General features: G+C 74.2%; 26 protein-coding genes and 2 tRNA genes. 22 read left to right on the top strand and 6 right to left on the bottom strand.

Annotated elements, in window-relative coordinates; translation table 11 throughout:
* Window positions 1–30 precede the first annotated feature (30 nt).
* Both C569_RS0108800 and C569_RS0108805 read right to left on the bottom strand, forming a co-directional pair.
* Window positions 31–2,403 carry a glycoside hydrolase family 65 protein gene (locus C569_RS0108800; protein ID WP_018785426.1) on the bottom strand — a complete coding sequence of 791 codons (2,373 nt, stop codon included), beginning with the start codon at window positions 2,401–2,403 and terminating at the stop codon, window positions 31–33.
* Between the two features lie 110 nt (window positions 2,404–2,513).
* The gene (locus tag C569_RS0108805; RefSeq protein ID WP_018785427.1) at window positions 2,514–3,290 is read right to left on the bottom strand and encodes a prepilin peptidase; all 777 of its coding nucleotides are present in this window, start codon (window positions 3,288–3,290) and stop codon (window positions 2,514–2,516) included.
* Window positions 3,291–3,861: 571 nt separating this feature from the next.
* Between C569_RS0108805 and C569_RS0108810 the strand changes: the two genes are divergently transcribed.
* The 12 genes from C569_RS0108810 to C569_RS0108865 all read left to right on the top strand — a co-directional run bounded on the left by C569_RS0108810 (window position 3,862) and on the right by C569_RS0108865 (window position 12,920).
* Window positions 3,862–4,428: a hypothetical protein gene (locus C569_RS0108810; RefSeq protein WP_026267880.1), complete on the top strand. Its 567-nt coding sequence runs from the start codon at window positions 3,862–3,864 to the stop codon at window positions 4,426–4,428.
* Window positions 4,422–5,375 (top strand): hypothetical protein, encoded by a 954-nt coding sequence (locus C569_RS0108815; protein ID WP_018785429.1) that lies wholly within the window; start codon window positions 4,422–4,424, stop codon window positions 5,373–5,375. The genes C569_RS0108810 and C569_RS0108815 overlap by 7 nt, the downstream gene beginning before the upstream one ends.
* Window positions 5,372–6,040 carry an SAF domain-containing protein gene (locus C569_RS0108820; protein WP_026267882.1) on the top strand — a complete coding sequence of 223 codons (669 nt, stop codon included), beginning with the start codon at window positions 5,372–5,374 and terminating at the stop codon, window positions 6,038–6,040. Before C569_RS0108815 ends, C569_RS0108820 begins: the two co-directional genes overlap by 4 nt.
* Window positions 6,040–6,873 (top strand): hypothetical protein, encoded by an 834-nt coding sequence (locus tag C569_RS0108825; protein ID WP_018785431.1) that lies wholly within the window; start codon window positions 6,040–6,042, stop codon window positions 6,871–6,873. The genes C569_RS0108820 and C569_RS0108825 overlap by 1 nt, the downstream gene beginning before the upstream one ends.
* Window positions 6,863–8,404 (top strand): CpaF family protein, encoded by a 1,542-nt coding sequence (locus C569_RS0108830; RefSeq protein WP_026267883.1) that lies wholly within the window; start codon window positions 6,863–6,865, stop codon window positions 8,402–8,404. The genes C569_RS0108825 and C569_RS0108830 overlap by 11 nt, the downstream gene beginning before the upstream one ends.
* Complete coding sequence (locus C569_RS0108835; RefSeq protein WP_369753261.1) at window positions 8,347–9,300, top strand: type II secretion system F family protein; 954 nt, start codon at window positions 8,347–8,349, stop codon at window positions 9,298–9,300. The genes C569_RS0108830 and C569_RS0108835 overlap by 58 nt, the downstream gene beginning before the upstream one ends.
* Before the next feature lie 129 nt (window positions 9,301–9,429).
* On the top strand, window positions 9,430–10,275 hold the full coding sequence (locus C569_RS0108840; RefSeq protein WP_036345429.1) for a type II secretion system F family protein: 846 nt from the start codon (window positions 9,430–9,432) through the stop codon (window positions 10,273–10,275).
* Window positions 10,276–10,298: 23 nt separating this feature from the next.
* Window positions 10,299–10,508 carry a hypothetical protein gene (locus C569_RS0108845; RefSeq protein WP_026267884.1) on the top strand — a complete coding sequence of 70 codons (210 nt, stop codon included), beginning with the start codon at window positions 10,299–10,301 and terminating at the stop codon, window positions 10,506–10,508.
* A complete protein-coding gene (locus C569_RS0108850; protein WP_036345432.1) occupies window positions 10,508–10,990 on the top strand; it encodes a TadE family protein in 483 nt (160 codons plus the stop codon). Before C569_RS0108845 ends, C569_RS0108850 begins: the two co-directional genes overlap by 1 nt.
* Entirely contained in the window at window positions 10,987–11,460 is a 474-nt protein-coding gene (locus tag C569_RS0108855; RefSeq protein ID WP_018785437.1) for a TadE/TadG family type IV pilus assembly protein, read from the top strand. Before C569_RS0108850 ends, C569_RS0108855 begins: the two co-directional genes overlap by 4 nt.
* Complete coding sequence (locus C569_RS0108860) at window positions 11,457–11,888, top strand: hypothetical protein (RefSeq protein ID WP_018785438.1); 432 nt, start codon at window positions 11,457–11,459, stop codon at window positions 11,886–11,888. The genes C569_RS0108855 and C569_RS0108860 overlap by 4 nt, the downstream gene beginning before the upstream one ends.
* Before the next feature lie 15 nt (window positions 11,889–11,903).
* A complete protein-coding gene (locus C569_RS0108865) occupies window positions 11,904–12,920 on the top strand; it encodes a LysM peptidoglycan-binding domain-containing protein (RefSeq protein WP_018785439.1) in 1,017 nt (338 codons plus the stop codon).
* Window position 12,921: 1 nt separating this feature from the next.
* On the opposite strand, the gene C569_RS0108870 is transcribed toward C569_RS0108865, so the two are convergent.
* The gene (locus tag C569_RS0108870; RefSeq protein ID WP_018785440.1) at window positions 12,922–13,773 is read right to left on the bottom strand and encodes a Rieske (2Fe-2S) protein; all 852 of its coding nucleotides are present in this window, start codon (window positions 13,771–13,773) and stop codon (window positions 12,922–12,924) included.
* A 120-nt stretch (window positions 13,774–13,893) separates the two neighbouring features.
* Between C569_RS0108870 and C569_RS0108875 the strand changes: the two genes are divergently transcribed.
* On the top strand, window positions 13,894–14,256 hold the full coding sequence (locus C569_RS0108875; protein WP_018785441.1) for a PIN domain nuclease: 363 nt from the start codon (window positions 13,894–13,896) through the stop codon (window positions 14,254–14,256).
* A 40-nt stretch (window positions 14,257–14,296) separates the two neighbouring features.
* A complete protein-coding gene (locus C569_RS0108880) occupies window positions 14,297–15,061 on the top strand; it encodes a crotonase/enoyl-CoA hydratase family protein (RefSeq protein WP_018785442.1) in 765 nt (254 codons plus the stop codon).
* A gap of 4 nt (window positions 15,062–15,065) precedes the next feature.
* Here the strand turns inward: C569_RS0108880 and C569_RS0108885 are convergent, their stop codons facing one another.
* Window positions 15,066–16,550, bottom strand: coding sequence for an NAD(P)/FAD-dependent oxidoreductase (locus C569_RS0108885; RefSeq protein ID WP_018785443.1), 1,485 nt, complete (start codon window positions 16,548–16,550; stop codon window positions 15,066–15,068).
* 92 nt (window positions 16,551–16,642) lie between these two features.
* On the opposite strand from C569_RS0108885, the gene C569_RS0108890 reads away from it, so the two are divergent.
* A complete protein-coding gene (locus C569_RS0108890) occupies window positions 16,643–17,743 on the top strand; it encodes a serine hydrolase (RefSeq protein WP_018785444.1) in 1,101 nt (366 codons plus the stop codon).
* A gap of 42 nt (window positions 17,744–17,785) precedes the next feature.
* Here the strand turns inward: C569_RS0108890 and C569_RS0108895 are convergent, their stop codons facing one another.
* Together C569_RS0108895 and C569_RS0108900 are read right to left on the bottom strand one after the other, a co-directional pair.
* The gene (locus C569_RS0108895; RefSeq protein WP_018785445.1) at window positions 17,786–19,108 is read right to left on the bottom strand and encodes a deoxyribodipyrimidine photo-lyase; all 1,323 of its coding nucleotides are present in this window, start codon (window positions 19,106–19,108) and stop codon (window positions 17,786–17,788) included.
* On the bottom strand, window positions 19,105–20,031 hold the full coding sequence (locus tag C569_RS0108900; protein ID WP_018785446.1) for a phytoene/squalene synthase family protein: 927 nt from the start codon (window positions 20,029–20,031) through the stop codon (window positions 19,105–19,107). The genes C569_RS0108895 and C569_RS0108900 overlap by 4 nt, the downstream gene beginning before the upstream one ends.
* Before the next feature lie 64 nt (window positions 20,032–20,095).
* Here C569_RS0108900 and C569_RS0108905 point away from each other — a divergent pair, with 64 nt between their 5' ends.
* From C569_RS0108905 to C569_RS0108935, 7 genes are all read left to right on the top strand, one after another.
* Complete coding sequence (locus C569_RS0108905; RefSeq protein WP_018785447.1) at window positions 20,096–21,250, top strand: polyprenyl synthetase family protein; 1,155 nt, start codon at window positions 20,096–20,098, stop codon at window positions 21,248–21,250.
* A 29-nt stretch (window positions 21,251–21,279) separates the two neighbouring features.
* Entirely contained in the window at window positions 21,280–22,761 is a 1,482-nt protein-coding gene (gene crtI, locus C569_RS0108910; protein ID WP_018785448.1) for a phytoene desaturase family protein, read from the top strand.
* Complete coding sequence (gene idi / locus C569_RS0108915; protein ID WP_018785449.1) at window positions 22,758–23,351, top strand: isopentenyl-diphosphate Delta-isomerase; 594 nt, start codon at window positions 22,758–22,760, stop codon at window positions 23,349–23,351. The genes crtI and idi overlap by 4 nt, the downstream gene beginning before the upstream one ends.
* A complete protein-coding gene (locus tag C569_RS0108920) occupies window positions 23,341–24,288 on the top strand; it encodes a MerR family transcriptional regulator (RefSeq protein ID WP_018785450.1) in 948 nt (315 codons plus the stop codon). The genes idi and C569_RS0108920 overlap by 11 nt, the downstream gene beginning before the upstream one ends.
* A 75-nt stretch (window positions 24,289–24,363) precedes the next feature.
* On the top strand, window positions 24,364–25,149 hold the full coding sequence (locus C569_RS0108925) for a polysaccharide deacetylase family protein (RefSeq protein WP_018785451.1): 786 nt from the start codon (window positions 24,364–24,366) through the stop codon (window positions 25,147–25,149).
* Window positions 25,150–25,292: 143 nt separating this feature from the next.
* A tRNA-Glu gene (locus C569_RS0108930) sits at window positions 25,293–25,365 on the top strand.
* Between the two features lie 33 nt (window positions 25,366–25,398).
* A tRNA-Asp gene (locus tag C569_RS0108935) sits at window positions 25,399–25,472 on the top strand.
* Window positions 25,473–25,508 lie beyond the last annotated feature (36 nt).

A 25,508-nucleotide genomic window follows, 5' to 3' on the forward strand; every position in this document is an offset into this window, starting at 1 on the left:
GGTCGTCGCCCGGATGTCCGGCCGGCCGGCTCAGTCGTCGCCCGCCGCGTCCTGAGCGCGCCGTTGCGGACGTCGGCCGGGCGGGGACTGCGCCTCGGGACCGGGGTCGGGCACCTGTGGCATCGGCCGGGTGACCGGCCCGTCGCCGGTGACGCGGAGCTGTTCGCCGTGGTGCCACAGCTCCACCGCGTCGCCCGGCGCGGCGTCCGGCAGCTCGTAGCGGGCCTGGCGCCCGGTGAGCGTGACCCGCAGCCGCTGCCCGTGCCTGCGCAGGTGGAACACCAGCCGGGCGATCGGTCCGGGTAGCCGCGGCTCGAAGGAGAGCACACCCCGGTCGTCGCGCAGCCCGCCGAAGCCCTGCGCCACCACCAGCCAGGCGCCGGCCAGGGACGCGAGGTGCAGCCCGTCGGCGGTCTTGTCGCCGAGGTCGGCGAGATCCTGCAACGCCGTCTCGGCGAACAGGTCGTACGCCAGGTCGAGGTGCCCGACCTCGGCGGCGAGGATCGCCTGCGCGGACGCCGACAGCGACGAGTCCCGGACGGTCCGCGCCTGGTAGTAGGCGACGTTGCGCGTCTTCTCCTCGGCGGTGAAATCCCCCGGGCAGCGCAGCATGGCCAGCACCAGGTCGGCCTGCTTGACCACCTGCTTGCGGTACAGCTCCAGGTAGGGGAAGTGCAGCAGCAGCGGGTAGTCGTCCTCACCGGTGCCGGCGAAGTCCCACTCCGGTTGTGCGGTGAATCCGGCCGACTGCTCGTGCACGCCGCGCTTGCCGTCGTAGGGGACGGACATCGCGTCGGCGGCAGCCCGCCAGCCGGCCACCTCGGCGGCGTCGACGCCGAGCCGCGCGGCCACCTCCGGGCAGTCCTGGACGGCGTCGGCGGCGCCGCGCAGGTTGCGCCGGGCCATGAGGTTGGTGAAGACGTTGTCGTCCACCAGCGCGGAGTACTCGTCCGGGCCGGTGACGCCGGTCAGGTGGAACGCGCCGTCGTCGTCGAAGTGGCCGTAGCCGTGCCACAGCCGGGCGGTCTCGATCAGCACCTCGGCCCCGCACTCGGCGAGGAACGCGGTGTCGCCGGTGGCGGCGACGTACCGCAGAACCGCGTCGGCGATGTCGGCGTTGACGTGCAGGCCCGCGCTGCCGGCCGGCCAGTAGCCGGAGCACTCCCGGCCGCTGAGCGTCCGCCACGGGTAGGTGGCACCGGTCAGGCGCAGCTCGGCCGCGCGGTCGCGGGCCTCGGGCAGGTGGGCGTGCCGCCAGCGCAGCGCCGAGCGGGCCAGTTCCGGTGCCAGGTACGTCAGCACCGGCAGCACGTAGCCCTCGGTGTCCCAGAGCACGTGCCCGTCGTAGCCGTTGCCGGTCAGCCCCTTGGCCGGGATGGTCCGGTCGCCGTCGGCGCGGCCGGACTGGAGCAGGTGGAACACGGAGAACCGCACCGCGAGCTGCAGCTCCGGGTCGCCGTCCAGCTCGACGTCGGCGGTGGCCCATGCCGCGTCGAGCGCGGCGCGCTGCTCGGCGAGCAGGGCGTCGAACCCGTCGTCGCGGGCCGTGGCCGCCTCCGCGACGACCAGTTCGGCCAGTTCGCCGGCCGGGGTGCCGTCGACGCCCGTGTACTCGTGGGCGGCGAACCGGGTGACCCGGATCCGCTCGCCGGGGCGTACCGGGCCGGACAGCGCCAGCCGGAACCGGTCGGCGGTCAGTTCGGTGTCGGTGGCGACCTCGTCGGCCGCCTCGACCCGGTGCGCGACCGCCACGGCGACCCGCTGGCGGCTGCGCCCGGTGCGGTGCACGAGCACACCGTCGAGGCCGTCGTCGCGGCGGATCTCGCCGGTGAGCGGGTCGTGGATCACCGAGGCGGCCCGGGGGTCGTCGGCGCGTTCCGGCACCCGCTGGTTGGCGAGCAGGTCGGCGCCGACCCGCAGCCGGACCGGCTCGTCCAGCGGCTCGACCGTCCAGTCGAGCGCGGCGACCGGACGGCGGGTGAGCGAGACCAGGCGGGTGCTGCGGATCCGCACGCCCCGGCCGCCCGGCGAGACCCACTCGGTCTCCCGGCGGACCACCCCGGCGCGCAGATCCAGTTCCTGGTGGTGCCGCCGGATCGTGCCGGTGCGCAGGTCGAGCGGCTCGTCGTCGACCCAGAGCCGGATCAGGGCGGCGTTCGGCGCGCTGATCACGGTGTCGCTGCGTTCCGGGAACGCGTACCCGCTCTCCGGGTAGATCAGCTCGTGCTGCTCGTGGAACCCGTTGAGGTAGCTGCCGGGCATGCCGCAGGGCTCGCCCTCGTCGAGCGTCCCCCGCCAGCCCACCCAGCCGTTGGCGAGTGTGAAGACGGATTCCGTCTCGCCCAGCCGGTCCAGGTCCGCGCTGGTACGCCGGATCCGCCATCCGTCGTCGCCGTGCGACACGTGCCCCTCCCGAGTCCGAAGCCTGGACCGCCACCGAACCAGACCCGGCTGGGAGGTGGCTGAAACTGAGGTACCCGTGGGTGCCGCCGCCCGCACCTGGGGGTGGCCGATCACACGCTGACGAGCATCAGCGTGGCGGCGGTGCCGAGCACCAGGAACGGCCCGAACGGCAGGTGCCCGGACCAGCGGACCCGCCGGGCGGCGAGCAGCACCACGCCGGCCAGCCCGGCGAGGACGAGCGCGAGCACCAGCCCGGCCACCAGCACCGGCCAGCCGTGCCAGCCGAGCAGCGCGCCCGCGCCGAGCGCCAGCTTGGCGTCGCCGAGGCCGAACCCGCGCCGCCCGAACAGCAGCGTGGTCGCGGCGAAGCCGCCGCCGAGCGCCAGACCGGCCAGCGCGGCGCGTACCAGCGGGTCCGCGCCCGGACCGGCCAGCGCGGCCACCCCGAGCAGCGTCCACGCGCCGGCGGCGGACGGCCAGGTGAGCCGGTCGGGCAGGCGGTGCGCCATCGCGTCCACGATCGTCATCGGCACCGCCCAGACCAGCCACCAGGCCAGCGCCAGGCGCGCGGCGGGGGCACCGCCGGCGAACACCGGCACCGCCACCGCGAGCAGCAACGCGGCCTCCACCACCGCGGGCGCCGCGCCGACCCGAGCCCGGCAGACCGGGCAGCGGGCGGCGGGGCCGAGCGCCGGCAGCGGCCGGTCCAGCCCGATCGGGGCGCCGCAGCCGTCGCACGCCGTCCGGTCCGGACACCCCTGCGGTACGGCGTAGCGCGCCACCGCCAGCCGGAGCAGGGGTACGACCGTCAGGGCCGCGACCAGCCGGGCGCTCGGACGGCGGGCATCGGCCACCGGTCCGGTACGCCGCACCCGTTCAGCCGTCATGCCGGCTCCTCCGTCCGGTCGCCGCGCGTTCCATCGCGGAGCACGCAGAGTGATTTATCGGTGGTGCGCATGTGACGGCCGGGGCGCGCGGGGAAGTCTGATCCGACGCGGCGGCGGCCGGAAACGAGGCGGGGCGTGCACCGCGGCGGACCGGCGGGACGGATCGGACGAGCGGCACGTCTGCCACCCATACCGGCGGCTTCGCGGCGGCTCGTCACCGCCGTCGTGGCGTGTACGGGTGAGCACACGCCCGCCGGCCCGGAGCCCCGCCGAAGCCCGCTCGTCATCGTGGTGACACACACCGGCCACCACCTCCCGTCTTCACTCACCGTGTTCACGTGAATTGCCTCTGTTGCATCGGCGGACGTGAGCCTATGCTCGCCCCTTGGGTACGACGCAACCCCCGGATCAATGGGCGTCGGAGGCACGAGGGAACAGCATCCACAGCGATCAGTAGAGGTCAATACAAGTGGCGGCGACGGGGCCCGGGGTGACAGTTCCGGGCGCGCTTCCGCATGCCCGGAGCGGGTCGGCGTGATCGCCCCGGGTCGGCACCGAGGAGGGATCGGCGTTGCGCACACGGCAATCCCGCCGATGGGAAATCTTCCTGCTCAGCGTTGCGTTGGTGGTCGGCTCCGCCGGCTGCGGCACCGAGCCGGAGGCGGCCACCGGTCCGCTGACCGGCCGCGCCGCCGCACCCGCCACCCATTCCAGCGCCGAGGAGAAGGCGGCTGGAAAAGCGGCTCTGGCCGCCTATTCCGGCTATCTCGACGCGTCCCGGGCAGCCAGCGCGCGCAGCGATCCGTCCCATCCCGCTCTGACCCGTTTTCTGGCTGATCCACTGCTGACTCGGGTGCGAATGGCGATTCTCGACGCGAAGGAGCACGGCGCGATGCGTACCGGGAAACTGCTCTCCGACCCCGAGGTCGTGTCGGTCGACCTGGCCGCCCGCCCACCCACCGTCGAGATCCAGGACTGCCTGGACGCGAGCGGCTACCGGCTCGTCTACGCCAGAAACGGCAAGGCCGTACCCGGCACCCGCGGCGGGCGCTACCTGGCCACCGCGACAGCGGTCCGGTACCCGGACGGCCGGTGGCTGGTCAACGGCGGCGCCGCACATCAGGACCAGCCGTGCTGACCTGGGGAGGAAGGGGTGTCCCGGCCCGGCCCGACCGGGCCGGGACACCCCGCCGGCTGCTGCTCGCCGCCGGTCTGGCCGCGCTGCTGACGCTCACCGGCGCACCCGCCCGTGCCGCCGACCCGGGCGGCGCGTGCCCGCCGGAACAGACCGACTGCGACGTCTGGGACGACGACCCCGGCATCCCCGGCGGACCGGGCGGCCCGGGTGGCGGCGGAGACAACGGCGGCGGGGGCGGCAACGGCGGAGGCACGCCGAAGTGCCAGTGGAACGGCCGGGCCATCCCCTGCTACCACCCGGTGCTCGGCTGGTTCAACAACGCCGACGGCTGCTACTACAAGCTTGAGGAGCCGCAGGGCGAGGCGCCTCCCGGCCAACAGTGGTACCAGCTCACCTGCAACGGCGGCGACCTCGGCAGCATCCGTCGGGCCCTTCTGGACGCGCCGCCGGACGGCTACGGCGCGCCGCCGGACCCGGAGGAACTGGCCCGCCGCGCGCTGGCCTCGATCTCGCTGCTCCCGCCCCGGGCCGCCGTGGCGCCCCGGCGCAGCCAGGGCCCCGGTCTGGTCGGACTGCCGGTCTGGATGTGGGCCAGCCCGGGTGCCTCGTACTTCGGGCCGCTGTCCGCGTCCGCCTCCGACCGCGGGCTGACCGTGGAGATCACGGCGAAGGTGGACCGGATCGTCTGGCACATGTCCGACGACATCGACGTCACCTGCGACGGACCGGGCACGCCGTACCGGGCCGACGGGCCGAGGGCCGGCTCCACCTCGCCCGACTGCGGCCTCGACCAGGGCTATCCGGAGGCCGGCACCTACGAGGTGAGCGCCACGACGTTCTGGACCGTCGAGTGGTCCGGCGGCGGGGAGAGCGGCGTCATCGCCCAGAGCCGGTCCAGCGGCGTCGTCCCGGTACAGATCAACGAGCTTCAGGTGGTGACCCGATGAGTGTCGTGGCAGCCCGCAACGGAACCCCGGTGGAGGCGCCCGTCGCGCCGCCGAAGGTGGTCCGGCAACGACGCGTCCGCCCCGGCCTGCTCGGCCTGGCGGTTCTGCTGATCGCCCTCGGCGGGCTGGGCGCGGCGTTCGCGGTCACCTCGGTCCGCTCCACCGGCACGTACCTGGCGGTGGCCCGGCCGGTCGACGTGGGACAGCAACTCACCGCCGACGACCTGGTGCCGGTACGCGTCTCCGGCGGACGGGAACTCCAGCCGGTACCCGCCGACCGGATGGACGAGGTGCTGGCGCTGCGGGCGGCCGTCCGGCTCACCCCGGGCACGCTGCTCACCCCGGCGCAGCTCACCGAGGCCCCGCTGCTCGGCTCCGGGCAGCAGCAGATCGCACTGGGGCTGGAACCCGAGCAGGTGCCGGCCCGCAAGCTGAACCCCGGCGACAAGGTGCTGCTGGTCAGCACGCCCTCGAACGCGACCGGCGGCGGCTCCGAGGCGTCCCGCGGCGGCGGCACCCGGTTCGAGGGCACCGTGATCGACACCGCCGCGCCCCAGCACGGTGACGTGGTGGTCTACCTGGCGCTGGCCGTACGGGACGTGCCGGCGGTCGTGGCGCTCGCCGCGGACGACCGGATCGCGCTCGTCCTCACCGAGGCGGCCTGATGGCGATCATCGCCCTGGTCTCGGCGAAGGGGTCGCCGGGCGTCACCACCGCCGCGCTCGCCGCCGCGCTGAGCTGGCACCGGCGGCTCGTGCTGGCCGAGTGCGACCCGGCGGGCGGCTCGATCCTCGCCGGCTACCTCGGCGGGGCGCTCGACGGTCCGCGCGGCATCGGTGAGCTGGCGGTGGGCGAGTTGCGCGACGGCAGCCTGGAGCATGCGTTCTGGTCCCAGCTGGTCGACCTGGACGCGCCCCGCCGGGAACGGCTGCTGCTGCCCGGGGTGGTGGACCCGGCCCAGGCCGGCAGCGTGATCCCGCTCTGGCAGCGCTTCGCCGACTACTTCACCGGGCTGGAACGGGGCGAGCCGCCCTACGACGTGCTGGTCGACTGTGGCCGGCTGGCGGTGGGCGGTACACCGTGGCCGCTGCTGCGGGCCGCCGCGGTGGTACTGCTGGTCACCCGCGCGCACCTGCCCGACCTCTCCGCCACCCGGGCCACCGCCCGCGCGGTCGAGCGGGATCTCACCGAGCACCGCGTACCGCCCGGCACGCTGCGACTGCTCGTGGTCGGGGACGGGCACGGCACCAGCGAGATCAGCAAGGCGCTGCGGCTGCCGGTGATCGCCCGCCTGCCACACGACCCGCGTACCGCCGAGGTGCTCGCCCACGGCGGCACCGTACGGGCCAACCGGCCGCTGATGCGCGCGGCCGGTGCCCTGGAGGTGCCGGTCCGGGCGCTGCTGGACCGGCGGCGCGCCCGGCTGGCCTGGCCCGGGGTCACCACACCGCGCGCGGTGACCGCGCCGAGCGTGCCGGGGGTGTCAGGTGCGGTTTGAGCCGGTCTCCCACGACCCACGCGGGCAGCAGCCGGGCGTCGTCTCCACGGTCCCGCCGCTCGCCCCGCCGAACGGGCGGCACCACCTCCCCGGCCCGGCGCCCGCCGCACCCCCGGCGCCACCACCACGCCCCCGGGTCGACTTCGCGGTGGTCCGCGAGCTGCGCCGGGAGCTGAGCGAACGGCTCACCCACTGGCAGCGCGGACGCGAGTTCGACGCCGACGCCGAGGAGGTCGAGCGCGCCCGGCTGGCGGTCGCCGTGGTGTCCGCGTACGCCGACTCGGTACGCCGGGCCGGCACGCCGATGGCGGCGGACTCCGAACGGCTGCTGCTCGACCAGGTCACCGCCGAACTCGTCGGGCTGGGCCGGCTCCAGACGCTGCTCGTCGACGACAGCATCGAGGAGGTGCACATCCTCGGCTGCGACCAGGTACGCATCACCCGGCACGGCGGCGGCGTCGACTGGGCCGAGCCGATCGCCGAGACCGACGACGAGCTGGTGGAGATCCTCCAGGCGGCGGCCCGCCGGGCCGGGGCCACCGAGCGGTCACTGTCCACCTCGAAGCCCACGCTCGACCTGCAACTACCGGACGGCAGCCGACTCGCCGCCGTGTTCCTGGTCAGCCACCGCCCGTACGCGGTCATCCGCAAGCACAACACGCTCGACGTGAGCCTGGAGGACATCGCGGGCGGGCGGCCCGACCTGGACGAGATGATCGACCCGCTGCTGCGCGACTTCCTCCGGGCGTCCCTGCGGGCCGGGCTGAACATCATGGTGGCCGGGCTCGCCGGGGCCGGGAAGACCACAGTCATCCGGGCGCTGATGGGCGAGATCCCGGCCGACGAGCCGTACGTGCTGCTGGAGGAGAGCCGGGAACTCCTGCCGGCCCGGCGCGGGCACAAACACCGGGCGGTGATGAGCTTCGAGTCCCGGGAGGGACACGGCGAGCGCGGCGCGGACGGGCGGCCGGCGGGTGAAATCAGCATCGCCGACCTGATCCCGGTGTCGCTGCGCATGGGCGTGCTGCGGATCATCGTCGGCGAGGTGCGGTCCCGGGAGATCGTGCCGATGCTCCAGGCGATGACGACCAGCCGCGGGTCGATGTGCACCATCCACGCGCGTACCCCCTCGGGGGTGAGCGAACGCATCATCGAGCTGGCGCTGTCGCACGGCCGGGAGATGACTGTCGACCAGGCCCGCCGGATGGCCGGCAACGCGCTCGACCTGATCGTCTACGTGACGGTCGAGGACGAGACCGCGATCGGCGGGCGCAAGCACCGCTTCGTCTCGCACGTCGAGGAGGTCATCGGCGTCGGCGAGGGCAACCGGATCACCACGACGACCGTCTTCGGTCCCGGCCCGGACGGCCGCGCGGTCCCCCGCCACCTGCCCGAACGTATCCGCGACCAGCTGCTGCGCGTCGGCTACGACGCCCGCCTGCTCACCCGGTTCGTCGAGGCAGGTGTGGGCGCCTGGCGGCGGCCCCGGCACACCCGCCTCGGGGCGCGGCCGAGCGGAGGCCCGGCGTGACGCAGATCGAACTGATCGCCCTGGTCTCCGGCGCGGCCTGCGTGGCCGGGCTGGTGCTGACGGTCGTCGCGCTCGTCGGCACCCGCCGCCCGCCCGGCCCGGCGGCCGGTGCCGGGCCGGGCCTGAGCCGGCTCTGGACCGGTTCCGGCGCGAGCCGTGCCGACCAGCGCCGCTACCAGCTCCTGCTCGGTGCCGCGGTGGTTGCCGGGGCGGTGGCGTTCCTGCTCACCGGACTGCCGGTGGTCGGCCTGCTGGTGGCGCTCGCGGTGCCGGGCGTGCCGTGGCTGTTCGCTGTCGGCCGGGCCGAGCAGCGGGCCATCGCCCGGGTCGAAGCCGTAGGCGAGTGGGCCCGCCGGCTCAAGGACATCTCGGCCACCGGCCAGGGACTCCAGCAGGCGATCATCGGCACCATCGCCACCGCGCCGGAGGAGATCCAGGAGGAGGTACGCACGCTCGCCGCCCGCCTCCAGGCCGGCTGGCTGGCCCGCTCCGCCCTGCTCGCCTTCGCCGACGAGATCGCCGACCCGGTCGCCGACCAGGTGGTGGCCGCGCTGATCCTGCACCTCACCGACCGGGGTGAGCGCCTCGGCGACGTGCTCGGGTCGATCGCCACCGCCGCCTCGGCCGAGGTGGCGACCCGGCGCGAGGTGGAGGCGAAGCGCACCCAGCCCCGGTTCGCGGTCCGCTTCCTCACCGGCATGACGCTGGCGACGCTCGCGTACGGGCTGGTGAACAGCGACTACATCCGGCCCTACGGGACGGTGACCGGTCAACTCGTGATGGCGGTGCTCGGCGCGGCGTTCGTCGGCCTGCTGGTCTGGGTGCGTTCGATGAGCCAGCCGCCCCGGCCCGCGCGGTTCCTGCCGGCGCCCGACCCGGAGGAGGCGATCGCGTGAGCGCGAGGAGCGAGCTTGCGAGCCCCGCAGTCGCGAACGAAAGGCGGGCAGCGTGAGCGCGAGGAGCGAGCTTGCGAGCCCCGCAGTCGCGAACGAAAGGCGGGCAGCGTGAGCGCGCTCAACTGGCAGATGGCGATCGGGGTGCTCGGCGGGTGCGCGGTCGGGCTCGGGCTGTTCCTGGTCGTACGCGAGGCCCTGCCGGCCACCCCGGCACTCGGCCCGGCGCTGCGCCGGCTGCACCAGCCGCCCGGCCAGGCCCCGGCCGCCGGAGCCGGGCCGGACTGGCTCGGCGGGTTCGCCCGCTGGCTGCGCCCGCCGCACCGGCAGCTCGCCCTGCTCGACCGCACCCCCGAGCAGTACGCCCTGTCGGTGCTGCTGTCCGCACTCGTCGGATTCGCCACCCCGGCGGTCGCCTCGGCGGTGCTCTTCGTCGGCGGGGTGGCGCTGCCGGTGGCCGTACCGGTGGTGGCCAGCCTGGGCCTGGCGCTCGGTGCCGGACTGCTCGCGCACCGCGCGGTCCTGGCCAAGGCGGACGCCGCCCGGGACGAGTTCCGGCAGGCGGTATGCGCCTACCTCGACCTGGTGGCGCTGCAGCTGTCCGCCGCGCACGGCCCGGTGCAGTCGCTGGAACGCGCGGCGGCGGTCTGCGACGGCTGGGTCTTCGACCGGATCCGGGAGGCGCTGCGGCTCGCCCAGCTCCAGATGCACTCGCCCTGGGACGAGTTGCAGGAGCTGGCCGAGCGCATCGGCATCCCGGAGCTGGGCGACGTGGGCGCCATCATGCGCTCCTCCGGCAGTGAGGGTGCCCAGGTGCACGAGACGTTGCGGTCCCGTGCCGACTCGCTGCGCGACCAGATCCGCACCGACAACCTGGCCCGGGCCGAGGGGGTCACCAGCAAGTTGGACATCCCCGGCTCGCTGCTGGTGTTCGTCCTGCTCGGCTTCGCCGTCTATCCGTTCCTCGCCCGTCTGTGAACCCACCCGAGAAGGAGACGACCATGCACCTCTACGCCTACCTGTACGTGGCGGTGAGCACCCGCCTCGCCGAGCTGCGCCGGGACTCCGAGCGCGGCGACAGCCCGGTACCGACCGCGGTGATCATCTTCGGCCTGGTCGCGGTGGCCATGGCGGTCACCGGGCTCGCCCTGGCCAAGGCGAACGACTGGATGAACGCCATCCCGAACAACACGGCGCCGCAGGCCCCGTGATGCAGCGCCCCGCCCGTACGGTCCGGAGCCGGCCGGCGTCCGCCGGCCGGCTCGCCGGCCCGCCCGGTCCGGGGCGGTTCACCGCTGCCCTGCGCGCCCGCCTGGCCGAGGGCGAGCGGGGCGCCAACCCGGTCGAGCTCGCAGTGGTGATGCCGGTGATCCTGGTGATGCTGTTCGGCTCGATCCAGGTCGCCGTCTGGTTCGTGGCCCGGTCCACCGCGCTGAACGCCGCGCAGACCGCTGTGAACGCCCAGCGCACGATCGACGCCGGGCCGGACGCCGGCCGGCAGCGGGCGATCAGCTTCCTGCAACAGTCCGGAGACTGGCTGGTCGACTGGGAGCAGACCGGCCCGGCCTGCGTCGAGAGCGCCTCCGCTGTCACCTGCACGGTGCAGGGCCGCTCCCTGTCGGTCATCCCGGGCGTCTCGTTCGAGGTCACGCAGACCGCGCACGGCCCGGCCGAACGCTGGACCACCGGATGAGCGCCGGGCCGCGGCGGGACCGGGGTTCCGTCTCGATCGAGGTGGCGGTGCTCGCGCCCGCCTTCATCGGGCTGATGGTGCTGGCCGGGGTCGCCGGGCGGACCGCTGTCGCGGACGAGGCGGTGGAGTCGGCCGCCCACGACGCCGCACGGGCCGCCTCGCTCGCCCGCACCGCCGACGACGGCGAGGAGGCCGCCGAGGTGGCGGCCCAGGACCAGCTCGGCTGGGCGGGGCTGAACTGCTCCGGCCCACCCCAGATCGATCTGTCGGGCTCCGTGGCCGGGACGACGACGAGCTTCGCCGCCGCGTACCAGAGCGCCGCAGGCGTTCCCGCGACCGTGACGGTCACGGTGACCTGCACCGTTTCCTTCGACGACCTGAGCGCGCCCGGCCTGCCCGGCGTGCCGGGCGGCAAGACCGTCTCGGCGAGATTCACCTCGCCGTTGGACACCTACCGGAGTCGCGGATGACCGGGCGGCGCGAGGCGGAGAACGGCCGGGTGAGCCTGTTCCTGGCCGTGGCGATGACCGGCGTACTCGCGATCATCGCCCTCGCCTACGACGGCGCCGGTCAGCTGCGCACGCTCCAGCGCGCGGACAACCTGGCCGCCGAGGCGGCCCGCGCCGGCGGCCAGATGATCGACCGGGCACGGGCCATCGAGGGCGGCCCGAAGCGCATCGACCAGGTCGCCGCTCGCGCCGCGGTCGCCGGCTACCTCGCCGCAGCGGGCGGCGTCCAGGACCACGAGGTCGACTTCCCAGTGGTCGGCACCGAGACCCAGATCCGGGTACGCGTGCAGATCACCTACAGCCGGGACCTGCTGGGTCTGTTCGGCGTGCAGGACACCGCCATCGTCACCGGTGAGGCCACCGCTCGGGCGCTCACCGGACCACCGTAGGAAGGGAAGGCCACCATGGGCGCACCCCGACGCTCCCCCGTCCGCCGCGCCGGCCAGGTCGTCACCGGGCTCGGCGCCCTCGTCGTGCTCGTCGGCGTGCTGGCCGGCGGGCCGGTCGCGCTGCTGGCGTTCGCCGGCAACCCGCTGCCGGATCACCTGCCCACGCTGGCCGAGGTCGGTACGGCGTTGACCAGCCGCGACGACGGCCGGCTGTTCCTGCGCGCGCTGGCCGTGGTGGGCTGGTTCGGCTGGGCCACGTTCGCGTTCTCCGTGGTGGTTGAGCTACTCGCGGCGGCGGTACGGCGACCGGCGCCGAAGCTGCCCGGCATGCACCGCCAGCAGAAGGCGGCCGCCGCGCTCGTCGGGTCGGTGGCGCTGATCCTGGTCGCGAGCCCGGCCGCGGCGAGCGCCGCCGCGTTGACCGCCCCGCAACCGGCGGTCGCCGCCGTCACCTCACCGGCGGTGGCCGCGAGCCGGGTCGCGCCGGCGGCCCCGGTCGCGTCGAAGGCGGATGACCCGGCCGTGTACCGGGTGGCGAAAGGCGACTATCTGGGCGAGGTCGCGGATCGCTACCTGGACGACTTCGACAGGTACAAGGAACTGGCCCGGCTGAACCGGCTCGCCGACCCGGACCGGATCCGTCCGGGGCAGCTCATCACGCTGCCGGACGGAGCGACGGATGCGGGGGCCCGGCGGCACGCCGCCGGACGGATCGTGGTCACCAAGGCGGCCGAGACGGCACCGGTCAAGCCCGGTGGCGACGGCGCCTCCGCGACCACCCCGAAGGCGAAGCCCAAGCCCACGCCGCGGGACGCGACGCCCACCGTGGAGGCTCCCGTCGGTCAGCCGCCGGCCATGTCGGCGGGCGCGTCCCGGCCGGCCGCCGACGAGGGCATCAACCGTCCGCTCGCCATCTCGGCGGTGCTGGCCGTGGCGAGCATCGTGGGCGCCCAGATCGGCGCGCTGCTCGGGTTGCGCAAGCGCCCGGCGCCCGCCCGTGCGCTGCCGAGCGGGCGGCACCGGCGGGACTGACTCAGGGCAGCCGGGCCTCGACCCGGCCGGACACCACGCGGCTGGGCAGCACGACCTGGTCGTTGGCGGACGGGCCGTGCACGACCTCGCCCCCGTCGAGCCGGAACGCGCTGCCGTGCCAGGGGCAGACCACGCAGGCGTGGCCGTCGATCTGCTCGATCGTGCCCTCGCCGAGCGGGCCGCTCTGGTGCGGGCAGCGCTCCAGCATCACGCTGACGTCGTCGCCGTCCCGGTAGAGGATCACCGAGACGTCGTCGATCTTCTTGGTGACCAATTCGTTCCGGGGCAGGCTGCTCAGGTCGCCGACCTGGTGCCAGCCGTCGCTGATCAGGTGCATCTCGGAGACGCTCTGGCTGGCCTGGGCGCCCTGTTTGTACGCGAGGTGCCCGCCCAGGTACGCCCCACCGCCCGCGGCGGACAGCCCCAGAAAGGACAGTGTCCGGCCGAGGCCGTGCCGCCCGTTGAGCCGGGCCGCCAGCGAGCCGGCGTACAGCACCAGGCCGACCGTGTTCGCGGCGGCGTGCACCAGCCCGATCCGGCGCTGGTCGCGGGTGAGAGTGGCCCAGTCGTTGAGCCCGGCGGCTGCGGCGGGCAGCGCGCTGACCGTACCGAGACCCACCAGCGCGGTGGCGGCCCGGCGCTGGCCGGGGAGCAGGTCCACCACGGCGGCGGAGATCCAGGCGCCGACCGGCACCTGCACCATCGCGGGGTGCAGCGGATGGCCGAGCCACACCCCGTGCAGCGCGTCGCGTACCCGCTGGGAACGCAGCGTGCCCTGGACGGCGCGCTGCAACCGGTCGCCCACCCGGTCGAGACCGGTGGCCTGTTCGATCTTCGTCAGTAGTTCGCGCACCTGTTCCGACTTCCCGGCAGGAGAGCCCCCAAACCGGACGCCCCGGATTTCCCTCGCACGGAACCCCCGCTGGATATACCCGGGCGGCCGACCATATATAGGGAGCTGCGTGACCCGGACGTGCTGGCTCGCTGGGAACAGCAGGTGACAGCGGGCCTGCTCGCCGTGTGCCCGCTGGTCGAGCTGGAGTTCCTCTGCACCGCGCGGCCGGTCGCCGACCGGACGCGACTGGCGGAGCAGCTCCGGGCCGCCTTCGGCTGGGTGGTCATGCCGGACCGGATCTACGAACGCGCCGCCGAGATCCAGGGCGAGCTGACCGCCCGGGGCACGCACCGTTCGGCGGGCGCGGTCGACCTGCTCATCGCCGCCACCGCCGAATACCACGGGCTCTCGCTGCTGCACTACGACCGGGACTTCGAACAGGTCGGCGCCGTCACCGGCCAGCCGATGCGCTGGCTGACCCGGCCCGGCACGATCAAATAGGCCGTAGTCACGGCAGCGCCGTCGCGGGCATGCTGGGCCCATGGGAGTACGCGTCAAGCACGCCGGTGCCGTGACCACTGTGATCCTGGACCGGCCCGAGGCCCGCAACGCCGTGGACGGGCCCACCGCACGAGCCCTGGCCGACGCGTTCCGCGCGTTCGACGCCGACCCGCAAGCAGCGGTCGCCGTGCTCTGGGGAGCGGGCGGCACGTTCTGCTCCGGCGCCGACCTCAAGGCCGTCGGCACACCGCGCGGCAACCGCGTCGAGCCCGACGGCGACGGGCCGATGGGCCCCACCCGGATGCGGCTGTCCAAGCCGGTGATCGCCGCGATCTCCGGGTACGCGGTGGCGGGCGGGCTGGAGCTGGCGCTCTGGTGCGACCTGCGGGTCGCCGAGTCGGATGCGACGCTCGGCGTGTTCTGCCGGCGCTGGGGTGTGCCGCTGATCGACGGCGGGACGGTCCGGCTGCCCCGGCTCATCGGCGAGAGCCGGGCCATGGATCTGATCCTCACCGGCCGCCCGGTGCGCGCCGACGAGGCGTACACGACGGGTCTGGTCAACCGGGTGGTCGCGCCGGGTGAGGCCCGCACGGCGGCCGAGGAGCTGGCCGCCGCGATCGCCCGGTCCCCGCAGACGTGCCTGCGCAACGACCGGGCGGCGGTGCTGACCGGTGCGGGGCTGCCCGAGCCGGAGGCGATGGCGGCCGAGCTGGCCTACGGCCTGGAGTCGCTGGCGGTGGACGGGGTACACGGCGCAAGCCGGTTCGCGGGCGGGGCCGGCCGGCACGGCGCGCCGGCCGGCTGAGGCGTCACTTCAGCGCGCGCAACGCGTCGGAGATCGCCCGGTGGAACGTCGGGTACGCGTAGATCATGTGCCGGAGCTGGCTGATCGGCACTGCCGCGTGCACCGCCACGACGAGCGCGGAGAGCACCTCGCCACCGGCCGGTCCGGCCGAGGTGGCACCGACGAGGACACCCTGGTCGGCGTCGGCGATCAGCTTGATGAACCCGGCGTTGCCGGTCTTGTGGATCCAGCCACGGGCCGACGAGGTGAGGTCGGCGTACCCGACCTGGACGTTGACACCGCGCTCGCGGGCCTGCTGCTCGGTGAGGCCGACGGCGCCGACCTCGGGATCGGTGAACGTGACCCGGGGCAGTGCCCGGTAGTCGGCCACCGGGACGCTGCCCGGCGCGACAGTCGACCCGCCCGCGCTCATCGCGCCGCCGACCGCGCTGACCACCCCGGCCGCGCCGCCGACCACACTCGAGGTGCCGCTGGCATCGGGGCCGCCCCTGGTGCGCCGCATGTGGTCGAGCACGTCCGCCACCACGATGCCGGCCTGGTACATCGCGATGTGGGTGAACGCGCCCTCGCCGGTGAGGTCGCCGACCGCCCAGATCCCGTCCGTGACGTGCATCCGGTCGTCGACCGGCAGGTAGCGCTGCCCGGCGTCCACCCCGACGGTGTCCAGCCCGAGTTCCTCCAGGTGCGCCTTGCGGCCGGTCACCACGAGCAGCTTCTCGCCGGTGAACTCGGCGCCGTCGGCGTGCACGGTGAACGCGCTGCCGTCGTGGCTGACCCGGCCGGCCTTGACCCCGGTGTGGATCTCCACCCCGTCGGCGCGCAGCGCGTCGGCGGCGAGCGCTGACGCCTCCGGCTCCTCGACGGCGAGCACCCGGTCGGCCGCCTCGACGACCGTCACCCGAACGCCGAACCGGGCGAAGACCTGGGCGAGTTCCAGCCCGATCGCGCCACCGCCGAGCACCACCAGCGAAGCGGGGAGTTCCTCCACCTCGACGGCCTGGTGATTCGTCCAGTACGGCGTGTCGGCCAGCCCGTCGATCGGCGGCACCGAGGGCCGGGTGCCGGTGCCGAGGACCACGCCGTAGCGGGCCTGGAACACCTGGTCGCCGACGCGTACCCGGTTCGGGCCGTCGAGCCGTCCGCTGCCCCTGACGAACCGGCCGCCCTTGCCGGTGAACCGGTCCACCGCCGCCTTGTCGTCCCAGGTGTCGGTGGCCTCGGCCCGGATCCGCTTCGCCACCGGCGCCCAGTCGGGCCGCACCTGGGCGGACCCGGCCAGTTCGTTGACCCGGTGCGCCTCGGCCAGCGCGTTCGCCGCCCGGATCATCATCTTGCTCGGCACACAGCCCCAGTAGGGGCACTCGCCACCGACCAGGTCGCGTTCGACGCCGACCACCGTGAGGCCGGCCTCGGCGAGCCGCCCGGCCACCTCCTCGCCGCCGACACCGAGCCCGACCACCACTACGTCCACCTGTTCCGGCTCCGCCATGCCGCAAGCATTCCGCACCGCCGGGGCACCGGCCACCGCACCGGCCCGGAATTCCCGCGCCGGTAACGGAGGTGACCCCCTACGGTGGCCGCATGCACGCGCGCTTCGGTCCGGTCCGGGACTGCTTCCACGACCTGTTCACGACCGGCCGGGAGACCGGCGCGTCGCTGTCGGTGTGGCACGACGGCGTACCGGTGGTCGATCTGGTGGGCGGCACCACCGCCGCGGTGCCGCCCGGCACTGTCGTACCGGCCGCCGGGGCGGACCGCCAGTGGCAGCCGGACACGCTCGTCGACGTCTACTCGGCCGGCAAGCCGGTGGTCGCGCTCTGCCTGCTGCTGCTCGTCGACCGGGGCCGGGTCGACCTGGACGCGCCGGTCTCGGCGTACTGGCCGGGGTTCCGCGCCCCGGCCACCGTGCGGCAGGTGCTCGCCCACACCGCCGGGTTGCCCGCCTTCCCGGTACCCCGGCCCGCCGACGCCGTCGCCGACTGGGACCTGCTCTGCGCCGATCTGGCGGCCGCCGAGCCCGAGTGGACGCCGGGCACCGTCGCGGCCGAGCACGCCTGGACGTACGGGCACCTGGTGGGTGAACTGGTCCGCCGGGTGGACGGGCGGCCGGTGGGCCGGTTCCTGGCCGAGGAGATCGCCGGTCCGTGGCGCCTGGATTTGGCCTTCGGGCTGGGTGAGTCGGACCGGCGGCGGTGCGCCGACCTGTCGTACGCGGATCCGGCCTGGCCGGACCGGATGCGCGGCGAGCCGGGCTCGTTGCGGGCGCGGGCGCTGGACAACCCGCCGGGCGGAAGGGACGTCGCGATGGTGAACAGCGACCTGTGGCGGGCCGCCGAGATTCCGGCGGTGAACCTGCACGCCACCGCCGCCGGGCTCGCCCAGCTGTACGCGGGCCTGCTCGCCGGCGGCACCCTGGACGGGGTACGCCTGTTCAGCCCGGAACTGGTCGCCGAGGCGACGCGGGTGCAGTACTCCGGCCCGGACCTGCTGCTGGACCGGTCCGTGGACTGGACGCTCGGCATGCAGTGGGAGACGGACGGCAGCTGGGGCATGGGCGGGATCGGCGGCAGCAGCGCCTGGGCCGACCCGCAGCGCGGCTACACCTTCGCGTACGCGACCGCCCGGCTGGCCGACCACGACCGGGTGGAGGATCTGGTGGAGGCGCTGCACTCCTGCCTCTGACCGGCCATCACGCTCGATGATTCCGACGCGTCGGCGCCCGCGTCAGCGGAGCCAGACCGGATCGGCGCCGGGCACCTCCAGCGGCGGCGGGTAGTCGAGCGTGCGGCGCGTCTCGTCGGGCAGCCGCCACGGCTGCTGCACCGCCTTGCCCGCCACCGCCTCCAGCTCCGGCACCCAGCGCCGCACGTACGCGCCGTCGGGGTCGTAGCGCTCGGCCTGCCGTACCGGGTTGAAGCCGCGGTACGGCCGGGTGTCGTTGCCGGTGCCGGCCACCCACTGCCAGTTGCCCGAGTTGTTGACCCGGTCGCCGTCGAGCAGCCAGTGGAAGAAGACCTCCAGGCCGGGACGCCAGTCCAGCCCGAGGTGCTTGGTCAGGTAGCCGGCGGTGATCAGGCGGGCCCGGTTGTGCATCCAGCCCTCGGCGCGCAACTGACGCATGCCGGCGTCCACGATCGGCATGCCGGTCCGCCCCTCGGCCCAGGCGTCGAGCGCGTGCGCGTCGTCGCGCCAGTCCTCGCGCGCGCCGCGGCGGTAGGCAACAGTGGACAGGCCGGGGAAACCGGCGACCACCTGGTGGTAGAAGTCGCGCCAGCAGAGCTGCCTGACGAACGGTCCGTCCCGGTCACCGGCCCGGTTCGCCACCGCCAGTGGCGACACGCACCCGAAACGCAGGTACGGGCTGAGCCGCGAGGTCTCGTCGCCGGCCATGTCGTCGTGGATGTCGTCGTACCGGTCGAGGGTGGGCAGCCAGGCGGTGAGCCGGCGCCTGGCGACGGTCTCGCCACCGGCGGCGGCATCCGGGCTGTCGCCCTGCGGCGGGTCCGGCAGCCGGCCGGGGTCGACGCCGTCGGGCAGCCGGACCCGCTTCGGCGCGGCCAGCTCGTCCCGCCACCGCACGCCCTGCCAGGCCCGGAAGTAGGGGCTGAAGACGCGGTAGTGGTCGCCGCCGCCCGGGCGCAGCGCACCGGGCTCGACGATCGTCAGGCCGGGGAACAGGCGCAGGAACATCCGGTGCCGGTCGCACTCGGCGCGCAGGCGGCGCTCGCGGCGGTGCGCGTAGCGGCTCACGTCGGCGGAGAGCCCGACGCCCTCGGCACCGACCTTCCGGGCCAGCTTCACCGTCTCGGCCACCGGGTCGCCGCGCCTGATCACGAGGTCGCCGCCGCGCTTGCGCAGCGCCTCGCGCAGGTCGGCCAGGCTCTGGTGCAGGAACCGGGTGCGGTTCGGCGAGAGCTTCTGCAACGCCGGGTCGAGCACGTAGAGCGGCACCACCCGGTCGAACGCGGAGCAGGCGGCGGCGAGCGCCGGGTGGTCGTGCACCCGCAGGTCACGGGTGAACAGCACCACCGCCGTCCGGGCGGTCATCCGGCCAGGGCCGGTTCCGGCGCCGGACCGGGCACCCGCACCGGCGTGCCGGACGGGGTGAGCAGCGCCCGCGCGGCCACCGCCATCCGGCGCCGCTGCGGCACCAGGGCCCGGCGGACGAAGACGTCGTAGTCCTGCGCGGCCACCTCGTCGAGGATGCCGCCGTAGAGCGCGTACGCGGTGCGCATGCACGCCTGCGAGGCCGGGTCGAGCAGCGGGATGCCCGGCGCGGCGGCCACGTAGTGGGCCTGGGCGCGCGTCACCTCGTACTCGATCAGCTCGCGGATGCGCGGCGTGGTACGGCCGGCGGCCTTGGCGGCGAGCAGGTCGTCGCGGGTGAGGTCGAACTTGGCCATGTCCTCGTCGGGCAGGTACGTCCGGCCCCGGTCGAGGTCCTCGGCGACGTCCCGGATGAAGTTGGTGAGCTGGAACGCGAAGCCGAGCTGACGGGCGGGCTCGCGGGCGGCGGCCGGGTCGGAACTGCCGAGGATCGGCAGCATCATGGTGCCGATGACAGCGGCCGAGCCCTCCATGTAGTCGAGCAGGTCGTCGTAGGTCGGGTACGACATGACCGTCAGGTCCATCGCCATGCTGCGCAGGAACGACGCGAAGTCGCCGCGGTCCAGGTCGAACACCGCGATGGTGTGCAGCACGGCGGGAAGCAGCGGGTCGTCGACCGACGCACCGTGCAGGCCCGCGACGAACCGGTCCGACCACTCGCGCAGCCGGGCGGCGCGCTCGGCCGGCGGCAGGTCCTCGGTGCGGTCGACGATCTCGTCCGCGTACCGGGTGAAGCCGTACAGGGCGTGCACATGCCGCCGTTTCCAAGCGGGAAGCAGCCGGGTGGCGAGATAGTAGGTACGGCCGTGACGCCGGTGCAGCTCGCGGCAACGGTCGTAGGCAGCGGTCAGATCCGTGTCCATCGGCCCTCCTCAGTTTCGACGCAGTAATCGACGCAACTCGTAACCCTAGGGTACGCTCCCCCACATGGCCAACGACGCAGTTGCGGGTAATGCGCTCCGCGTCGCGCCGGCTCAGCCCGGGGCGACGGACGATCCGGTCCGCGGCGTACTGGCCGCGTTCACGAAAGACCTGATCAAAGGGGTCGATGAGACGCTTGCGGCGTTCCTGGCCGCCGAAGTCGAATCGCTCACCGAGATCGACGCAGCGATGGGTGGCTTCGCCGCCACGGCACGTGACTGCGTGCTGGCCGGCGGCAAACGCGTCCGCCCCACGTTCGCGTACTGGGGATGGCGGGGCGTGGTCGGCGGTGAGGAACCGCTGTGCTCGGTGCTCCCGGCCCTGTCCGCGCTCGAACTGCTGCACACGTTCGCGCTGGTGCACGACGACGTGATGGACGCCTCCGACACCCGGCGCGGACTGCCCACCGCGCACCGGGCCGCCGCCGCCCGGCACCGGGCCGCCGGACACACCGGCGACCCCGACCGGTACGGCGAAGCGGTAGCCGTCCTCATCGGTGACCTCTGCATGGTGTGGGCCGACCGGCTCATGGCACACGCGGCGGTCCCGGCGGACCGGCTGCTCGACGTGCGCCGCTGCTACGACCAGATGCGGGTGGAGACCGTCGCCGGGCAGTTCCTGGACGTGCTCGGCGAGAACGACTCGGCGAGCTGGACCGTCGACCGGGCACTGCGGGTCGCCCGGTACAAGACCGCCAGCTACACCGTCCAGCGTCCGCTGCTGTTCGGTGCCTGCCTGGCCGGCGCCGACGCGGACGACCCGCTCATCGCCACGTACACCCGGTACGGGCTGGCCGTCGGCGAGGCGTTCCAGCTCCGCGACGACCTGCTGGGCGTCTACGGCGACCCGGAGACCACCGGCAAGCCGGCCGGGGACGACCTGCGTACCGGCAAGCCGACCACGCTGCTCATGCTGGCCCGGCAGCTCGCCGACCCGGCGCAGCGGCGGGCCCTGGAGCGGGCCGGCTCGGTCACCTCCGCACGTGAGGTGGACCGGCTGGCCGACGTCGTGCGGGACACCGGGGCCACGGCCCAGGTGGAGCGGATGATCTCCGAGCGGGTGACCGAGGCGCTCGCCGCGCTCGGCACCGCACCGATCGACGAGACCGCGCGCACGGCGCTGACCGGTCTCGCCACCGCCGCCACGGCGCGGCGGGCATGATGAGCAACTTCGTGAGCAAGGGGGCCGGAATGCGTACCGTCAAGGGACGGACTGACCGGGTGGTAGTGGTCGGCGCCGGGCTGGGTGGGCTGGCCTGCGCGCTGCACCTGGCCGGCAGTGGCCGGCAGGTGACAGTGCTGGAACGCGAGCCGGTGCCCGGCGGGCGCGCCGGGCGGCTCGGCGTCGACGGGTACGAGTTCGACACCGGCCCCACCGTCCTCACCATGCCCGACCTGATCGCCGAGGCGCTCGGCGCGGTGGGCGAGGAGCTGACCGACTGGCTCGACCTGACCCCGCTCGACCCGGCGTACCGCGCCTACTACCCGGACGGATCGACGCTCGACGTCATCACCGACACCACCCGGATGGCCGCCGAGATCGCCCGCGTCTGCGGTCCCCGGGAGGCCGACGGCTACCTGCGTTTCGTCGACTACGCCCGCAACCTGTGGCAGTGGGAACGGGCCGACTTCATCGAGCGCAACCTCGACGCGCCGACCGACCTGCTCACCGGCAACCTGCTGAAGCTGTTCGCCAACGGTGCCTTCCGGCGACTCCAGACGAAGATCAACCAGTTCTTCCGCGACCCGCGTACCCAACGGATCTTCTCCTTCCAGGCCATGTACGCGGGCCTGTCGCCGCACGACGCGCTGGCGATCTACACGGTCATCGCGTACCTCGACTCGGTGGCCGGGGTCTGCTTCCCGCGCGGCGGCATCCACGCGGTCTCGCGTGGCATGGCCGGCGCGGCCGAGAAGCACGGCGTGCAGATCCGGTACGGCACGACGGTGACCCGGGTGGAGACCGCCAACGGCCGCGCCACCGGCGTCGTCACCGCCGACGGCGACTTCGTCCCCGCCGACACGGTCGTGCTCAACCCGGACCTGCCGGTCGCCTACCAGGACCTGCTGCCGCCCAGCCGCCGGCGCAAGCTCACCTACTCGCCGTCCTGCGTGGTGCTGCACATCGGTTCGACGCAGGGCTATGGCAAGATCGCCCACCACAACATCCACTTCGGACGTTCCTGGAAGGGGACGTTCGACGAGGTGATCCGGCGAGGCGAGCTGATGTCCGACCCGTCCCTGCTGGTGACGAACCCGAGTCGCACCGACCCGTCGGTGGCGCCGGCTGGGAAGCACACCTACTACGTGCTGGCCCCGGTGCCGAACCTGGAACGGGCGCCGTTCGACTGGCCGGGCGACCTCACGCAGCGGTACGCCGACCAGCTCGTGACCACGCTCGAGGAGCGCGGATACGTAGGCTTCGGCGCCGGCATCGAGGTGATGCGGCCCGTCACCCCGGCCGACTGGGCCGCGCAGGGCATGGCCGCCGGCACGCCGTTCGCCGCCGCGCACAGCCTCTTCCAGACCGGCCCGTTCCGCCCGTCCAACCTGCACCGGACGCTGGAGAACGTGGTCTTCGTCGGCTCCGGCACCCAGCCGGGCGTCGGGGTGCCGATGGTGCTGATCAGCGGCAAGATCGCCGCCGCCCGGGTCACCGGGACGATGCCGTGAGCGATCGGGAGACGCACTTGGTCGAGCTGGTCGACGACGACGGCCGGGTGATCGGCGAGACCACCGTGGCGACCGCCCACCAGCCACCGGGCCGGCTGCACCGCGCCTTCTCGGTGCTCCTCGTCGACCCCGAGGGGCGGGTGCTGTTGCAGCAGCGGGCCGCGGTCAAGACGCGGTTCCCGCTGCGCTGGGCGAACTCCTGCTGCGGGCACCCGCTCCCCGGCCAGTCCCCGGCCGAGGCCGCCAACCGGCGGCTCGCCGAGGAACTCGGCGTCGACCCGGTCGACCTCACCGAGGTCGGCGTCTACCTCTACTACGCCGAGGACCCGGCGACCGGACGGGTCGAGTTCGAGTACGACCACGTGCTGCGCGCCGACGTACCCGCCGACCTGGTCACGCGACCCGACCCGGACGAGGTGGCGGACCTGCGCTGGGTCGCCCCCGGCACGGTGGTGGCCGACCTGGACGCCCACCCCCGCGAGTACGCCCCGTGGCTGGGCGGCGTGGTCAACCGGCTGCTGCACCCGACCGACGCGTCCCGGCCGGGCGTACCGGCCACCGAGGCACCGGAGCGGTCGGGTGGCCGATGAGGCGCTGAGCGCGGGGGCCGTCGCACGCCGGCTGGGCGTGGCGGTCACCACGCTGCGTACCTGGCACCAGCGCTACGGTCTCGGCCCCAGTGAGCACGTTCCGGGCCACCACCGGCGGTACACGCCGGCCGACCTCGCCCGCCTGGAGATCATGCGCCGGCTGACCACGGAGGGGGTCGCGCCCGCCGAGGCCGCCCGCTGGGCGCGGCAGGCGCCGGCTGTGCCGCCCCCGGAGCGGCTCGGCCCCAAGGCGAGGGCCTCGGCGGTACGCGACGGCGGCGGCACCACCATCCCGGTCGGCCGGGCCGGGCCTGCGGCGCGCGGGCTGGCCCGTGCCGCCATGCGACTGGACTCGGTGACCATCGGCCGGACCATCGCCGACGCGCTGGCCGCCGACGGGGTGGTGACGACCTGGGAGGGGCTGCTGCGGCCGGTGCTTGCCGGCATCGGAGAGCGGCACGCCGCCACCTCCGGGCTGATCGAGGTGGAACACCTCATGTCCCGGTGCGTCTCCGAGGCGTTCGCCACGGTGGCGCGGGCGCACCCCACCACCGGTCCGCCCCGGATCCTGCTCTCCTGCGCCGACGAGGAGCAGCACTCGCTGCCGCTGGAGGCGCTCGCCGCCGCGCTGGCCGAGGTCGGTGTGAGTTATCGCATGCTCGGCGCCCGCGTACCGGTGCCGGCCCTGGTCGAGGCCGTCAACCGGACCGGTCCGGCGGCCGTGGTGCTCTGGTCGCACATCCGCGCCACCGCCGACCCGTGCCAGCTCACCGCCCTGCTCGCGGCGCCGCGTCGGCCGCTGCTGGTGCTCGCCGCCGGGCCCGGCTGGCGGGCCGACTCGCTGCCGGCCGGGGTGGTCCGGCCGGTGGACCTGGCCGAGGCGTTGTCACTGGCCGTGGCGGTACGGGACTCGCTGGACCAGTCCACGACGAGCTGAGCGCCTCTCCCGTTCCGGGTCGACGTCCACTACGGTCGGAAAGTCCGTCTGACCCGACCCCTCCGGGAGCGACGAATGCGTCCACGCGCCCTGCCGGCGCTCGCCCTGGGCCTGGTGCTGCTCGTCACCGGCTGCGGCGAAGCCGGGAAGTCACCCGAGAAGGCCGCCGCGCCGCCGTCGGACTCGGCGGCTCCGGCACCGTCGCCGGTGACGAGGCCCTCACCGACCCGTACCCCCGCGAAGCCGAAGCTGCGCCCGCTGCCGAAGAAGCTGCCGGCGGGCCTGCACCGGGCCAGCGGAAGCAACGGGGTGGCGCTCACCTTCGACGACGGGCCGGATCCCCGCTTCACCCCGCAGATCCTGGCCCAGCTCCGGGCGGCCCGCGTGCAGGCCACCTTCTGCGTCGTCGGCAAGCAGGCCGAGCGGTACCCGGAACTGGTGGCCCGGATCGTCCGGGAGGGGCACCAGCTCTGCAACCACAGCTGGCACCACGACATGAACCTGGGCCGGCGCTCCGCCGCCGAGATCCGATCCGACCTGCAACGGACGAACGAGGCCATCCACGCCGCCGCACCGAAGGCGCCGATCACCTGGTTCCGCCAGCCCGGTGGCCGCTGGACGGCCGAGGAGGTCACGATCGCCAGGCAGATGGGACTGCGCCCGCTGCACTGGAGCGTGGACCCGCAGGACTGGGACCACCCACCGGCGGAGACGATCATCAAGCGGGTGAAGGGCGCCACCCGCCACGGCTCGGTCGTGCTGCTGCACGACGCGGGCGGCGACCGAACTCAGACGATGGCCGCCTGCCGGCACCTGATCCCGGACATCAAGCGGAGGTACGGCATCGCCCTACCGCGCTGACCTGCGGTTTCGTCCGGCCCCACGGCCATGCCCATACCGGTTTGGCCGTCCGCGCAGGCATGACATATGCTTCTCCTGCCTCCGGCGGGGCCGGATGGGAGCAAGTCCGCTTGAAGTTGCGAGTGTGCAATGATGGCGGGGCCGCCCTCATCGTCTAGCGGCCCAGGACGCCGCCCTTTCAAGGCGGTAGCACGGGTTCGAATCCCGTTGGGGGCACGGTCCGGCTCGCGCCGGATGCAACACCAGCCAGGTCCTGTGGAGCAGTTGGAGTGCTCGCCGCCCTGTCAAGGCGGAGGTCGCGGGTTCAAGTCCCGTCAGGACCGCAAGCGCTGACGCCGCGCAGCTCGATGCGCGGCGTT

Origin of the sequence: Micromonospora sp. CNB394 (assembly GCF_000374985.1) — a bacterium.
In the GTDB taxonomy this organism is placed as follows: Bacteria; Actinomycetota; Actinomycetes; order Mycobacteriales; family Micromonosporaceae; genus Micromonospora; species Micromonospora marina.

What these genes read in the sequence shown, in the direction of transcription:
- C569_RS0108905 (WP_018785447.1), top strand. Translation starts at nt 20,096, where the DNA reads ATGGCCAACGACGCAGTTGCGGGTAATGCGCTCCGCGTCGCGCCGGCT.
- C569_RS0108860 (WP_018785438.1), top strand. Translation starts at nt 11,457, where the DNA reads ATGACCGGGCGGCGCGAGGCGGAGAACGGCCGGGTGAGCCTGTTCCTG.
- C569_RS0108925 (WP_018785451.1), top strand. Translation starts at nt 24,364, where the DNA reads ATGCGTCCACGCGCCCTGCCGGCGCTCGCCCTGGGCCTGGTGCTGCTC.
- C569_RS0108890 (WP_018785444.1), top strand. Translation starts at nt 16,643, where the DNA reads ATGCACGCGCGCTTCGGTCCGGTCCGGGACTGCTTCCACGACCTGTTC.
- C569_RS0108820 (WP_026267882.1), top strand. Translation starts at nt 5,372, where the DNA reads ATGAGTGTCGTGGCAGCCCGCAACGGAACCCCGGTGGAGGCGCCCGTC.
- C569_RS0108825 (WP_018785431.1), top strand. Translation starts at nt 6,040, where the DNA reads ATGGCGATCATCGCCCTGGTCTCGGCGAAGGGGTCGCCGGGCGTCACC.
- C569_RS0108855 (WP_018785437.1), top strand. Translation starts at nt 10,987, where the DNA reads ATGAGCGCCGGGCCGCGGCGGGACCGGGGTTCCGTCTCGATCGAGGTG.
- C569_RS0108885 (WP_018785443.1), bottom strand. Translation starts at nt 16,550, where the DNA reads ATGGCGGAGCCGGAACAGGTGGACGTAGTGGTGGTCGGGCTCGGTGTC.
- C569_RS0108840 (WP_036345429.1), top strand. Translation starts at nt 9,430, where the DNA reads ATGGCGATCGGGGTGCTCGGCGGGTGCGCGGTCGGGCTCGGGCTGTTC.
- C569_RS0108880 (WP_018785442.1), top strand. Translation starts at nt 14,297, where the DNA reads ATGGGAGTACGCGTCAAGCACGCCGGTGCCGTGACCACTGTGATCCTG.
- C569_RS0108850 (WP_036345432.1), top strand. Translation starts at nt 10,508, where the DNA reads ATGCAGCGCCCCGCCCGTACGGTCCGGAGCCGGCCGGCGTCCGCCGGC.
- C569_RS0108900 (WP_018785446.1), bottom strand. Translation starts at nt 20,031, where the DNA reads ATGGACACGGATCTGACCGCTGCCTACGACCGTTGCCGCGAGCTGCAC.
- crtI (WP_018785448.1), top strand. Translation starts at nt 21,280, where the DNA reads ATGCGTACCGTCAAGGGACGGACTGACCGGGTGGTAGTGGTCGGCGCC.
- C569_RS0108845 (WP_026267884.1), top strand. Translation starts at nt 10,299, where the DNA reads ATGCACCTCTACGCCTACCTGTACGTGGCGGTGAGCACCCGCCTCGCC.
- C569_RS0108805 (WP_018785427.1), bottom strand. Translation starts at nt 3,290, where the DNA reads ATGACGGCTGAACGGGTGCGGCGTACCGGACCGGTGGCCGATGCCCGC.
- C569_RS0108865 (WP_018785439.1), top strand. Translation starts at nt 11,904, where the DNA reads ATGGGCGCACCCCGACGCTCCCCCGTCCGCCGCGCCGGCCAGGTCGTC.
- C569_RS0108895 (WP_018785445.1), bottom strand. Translation starts at nt 19,108, where the DNA reads ATGACCGCCCGGACGGCGGTGGTGCTGTTCACCCGTGACCTGCGGGTG.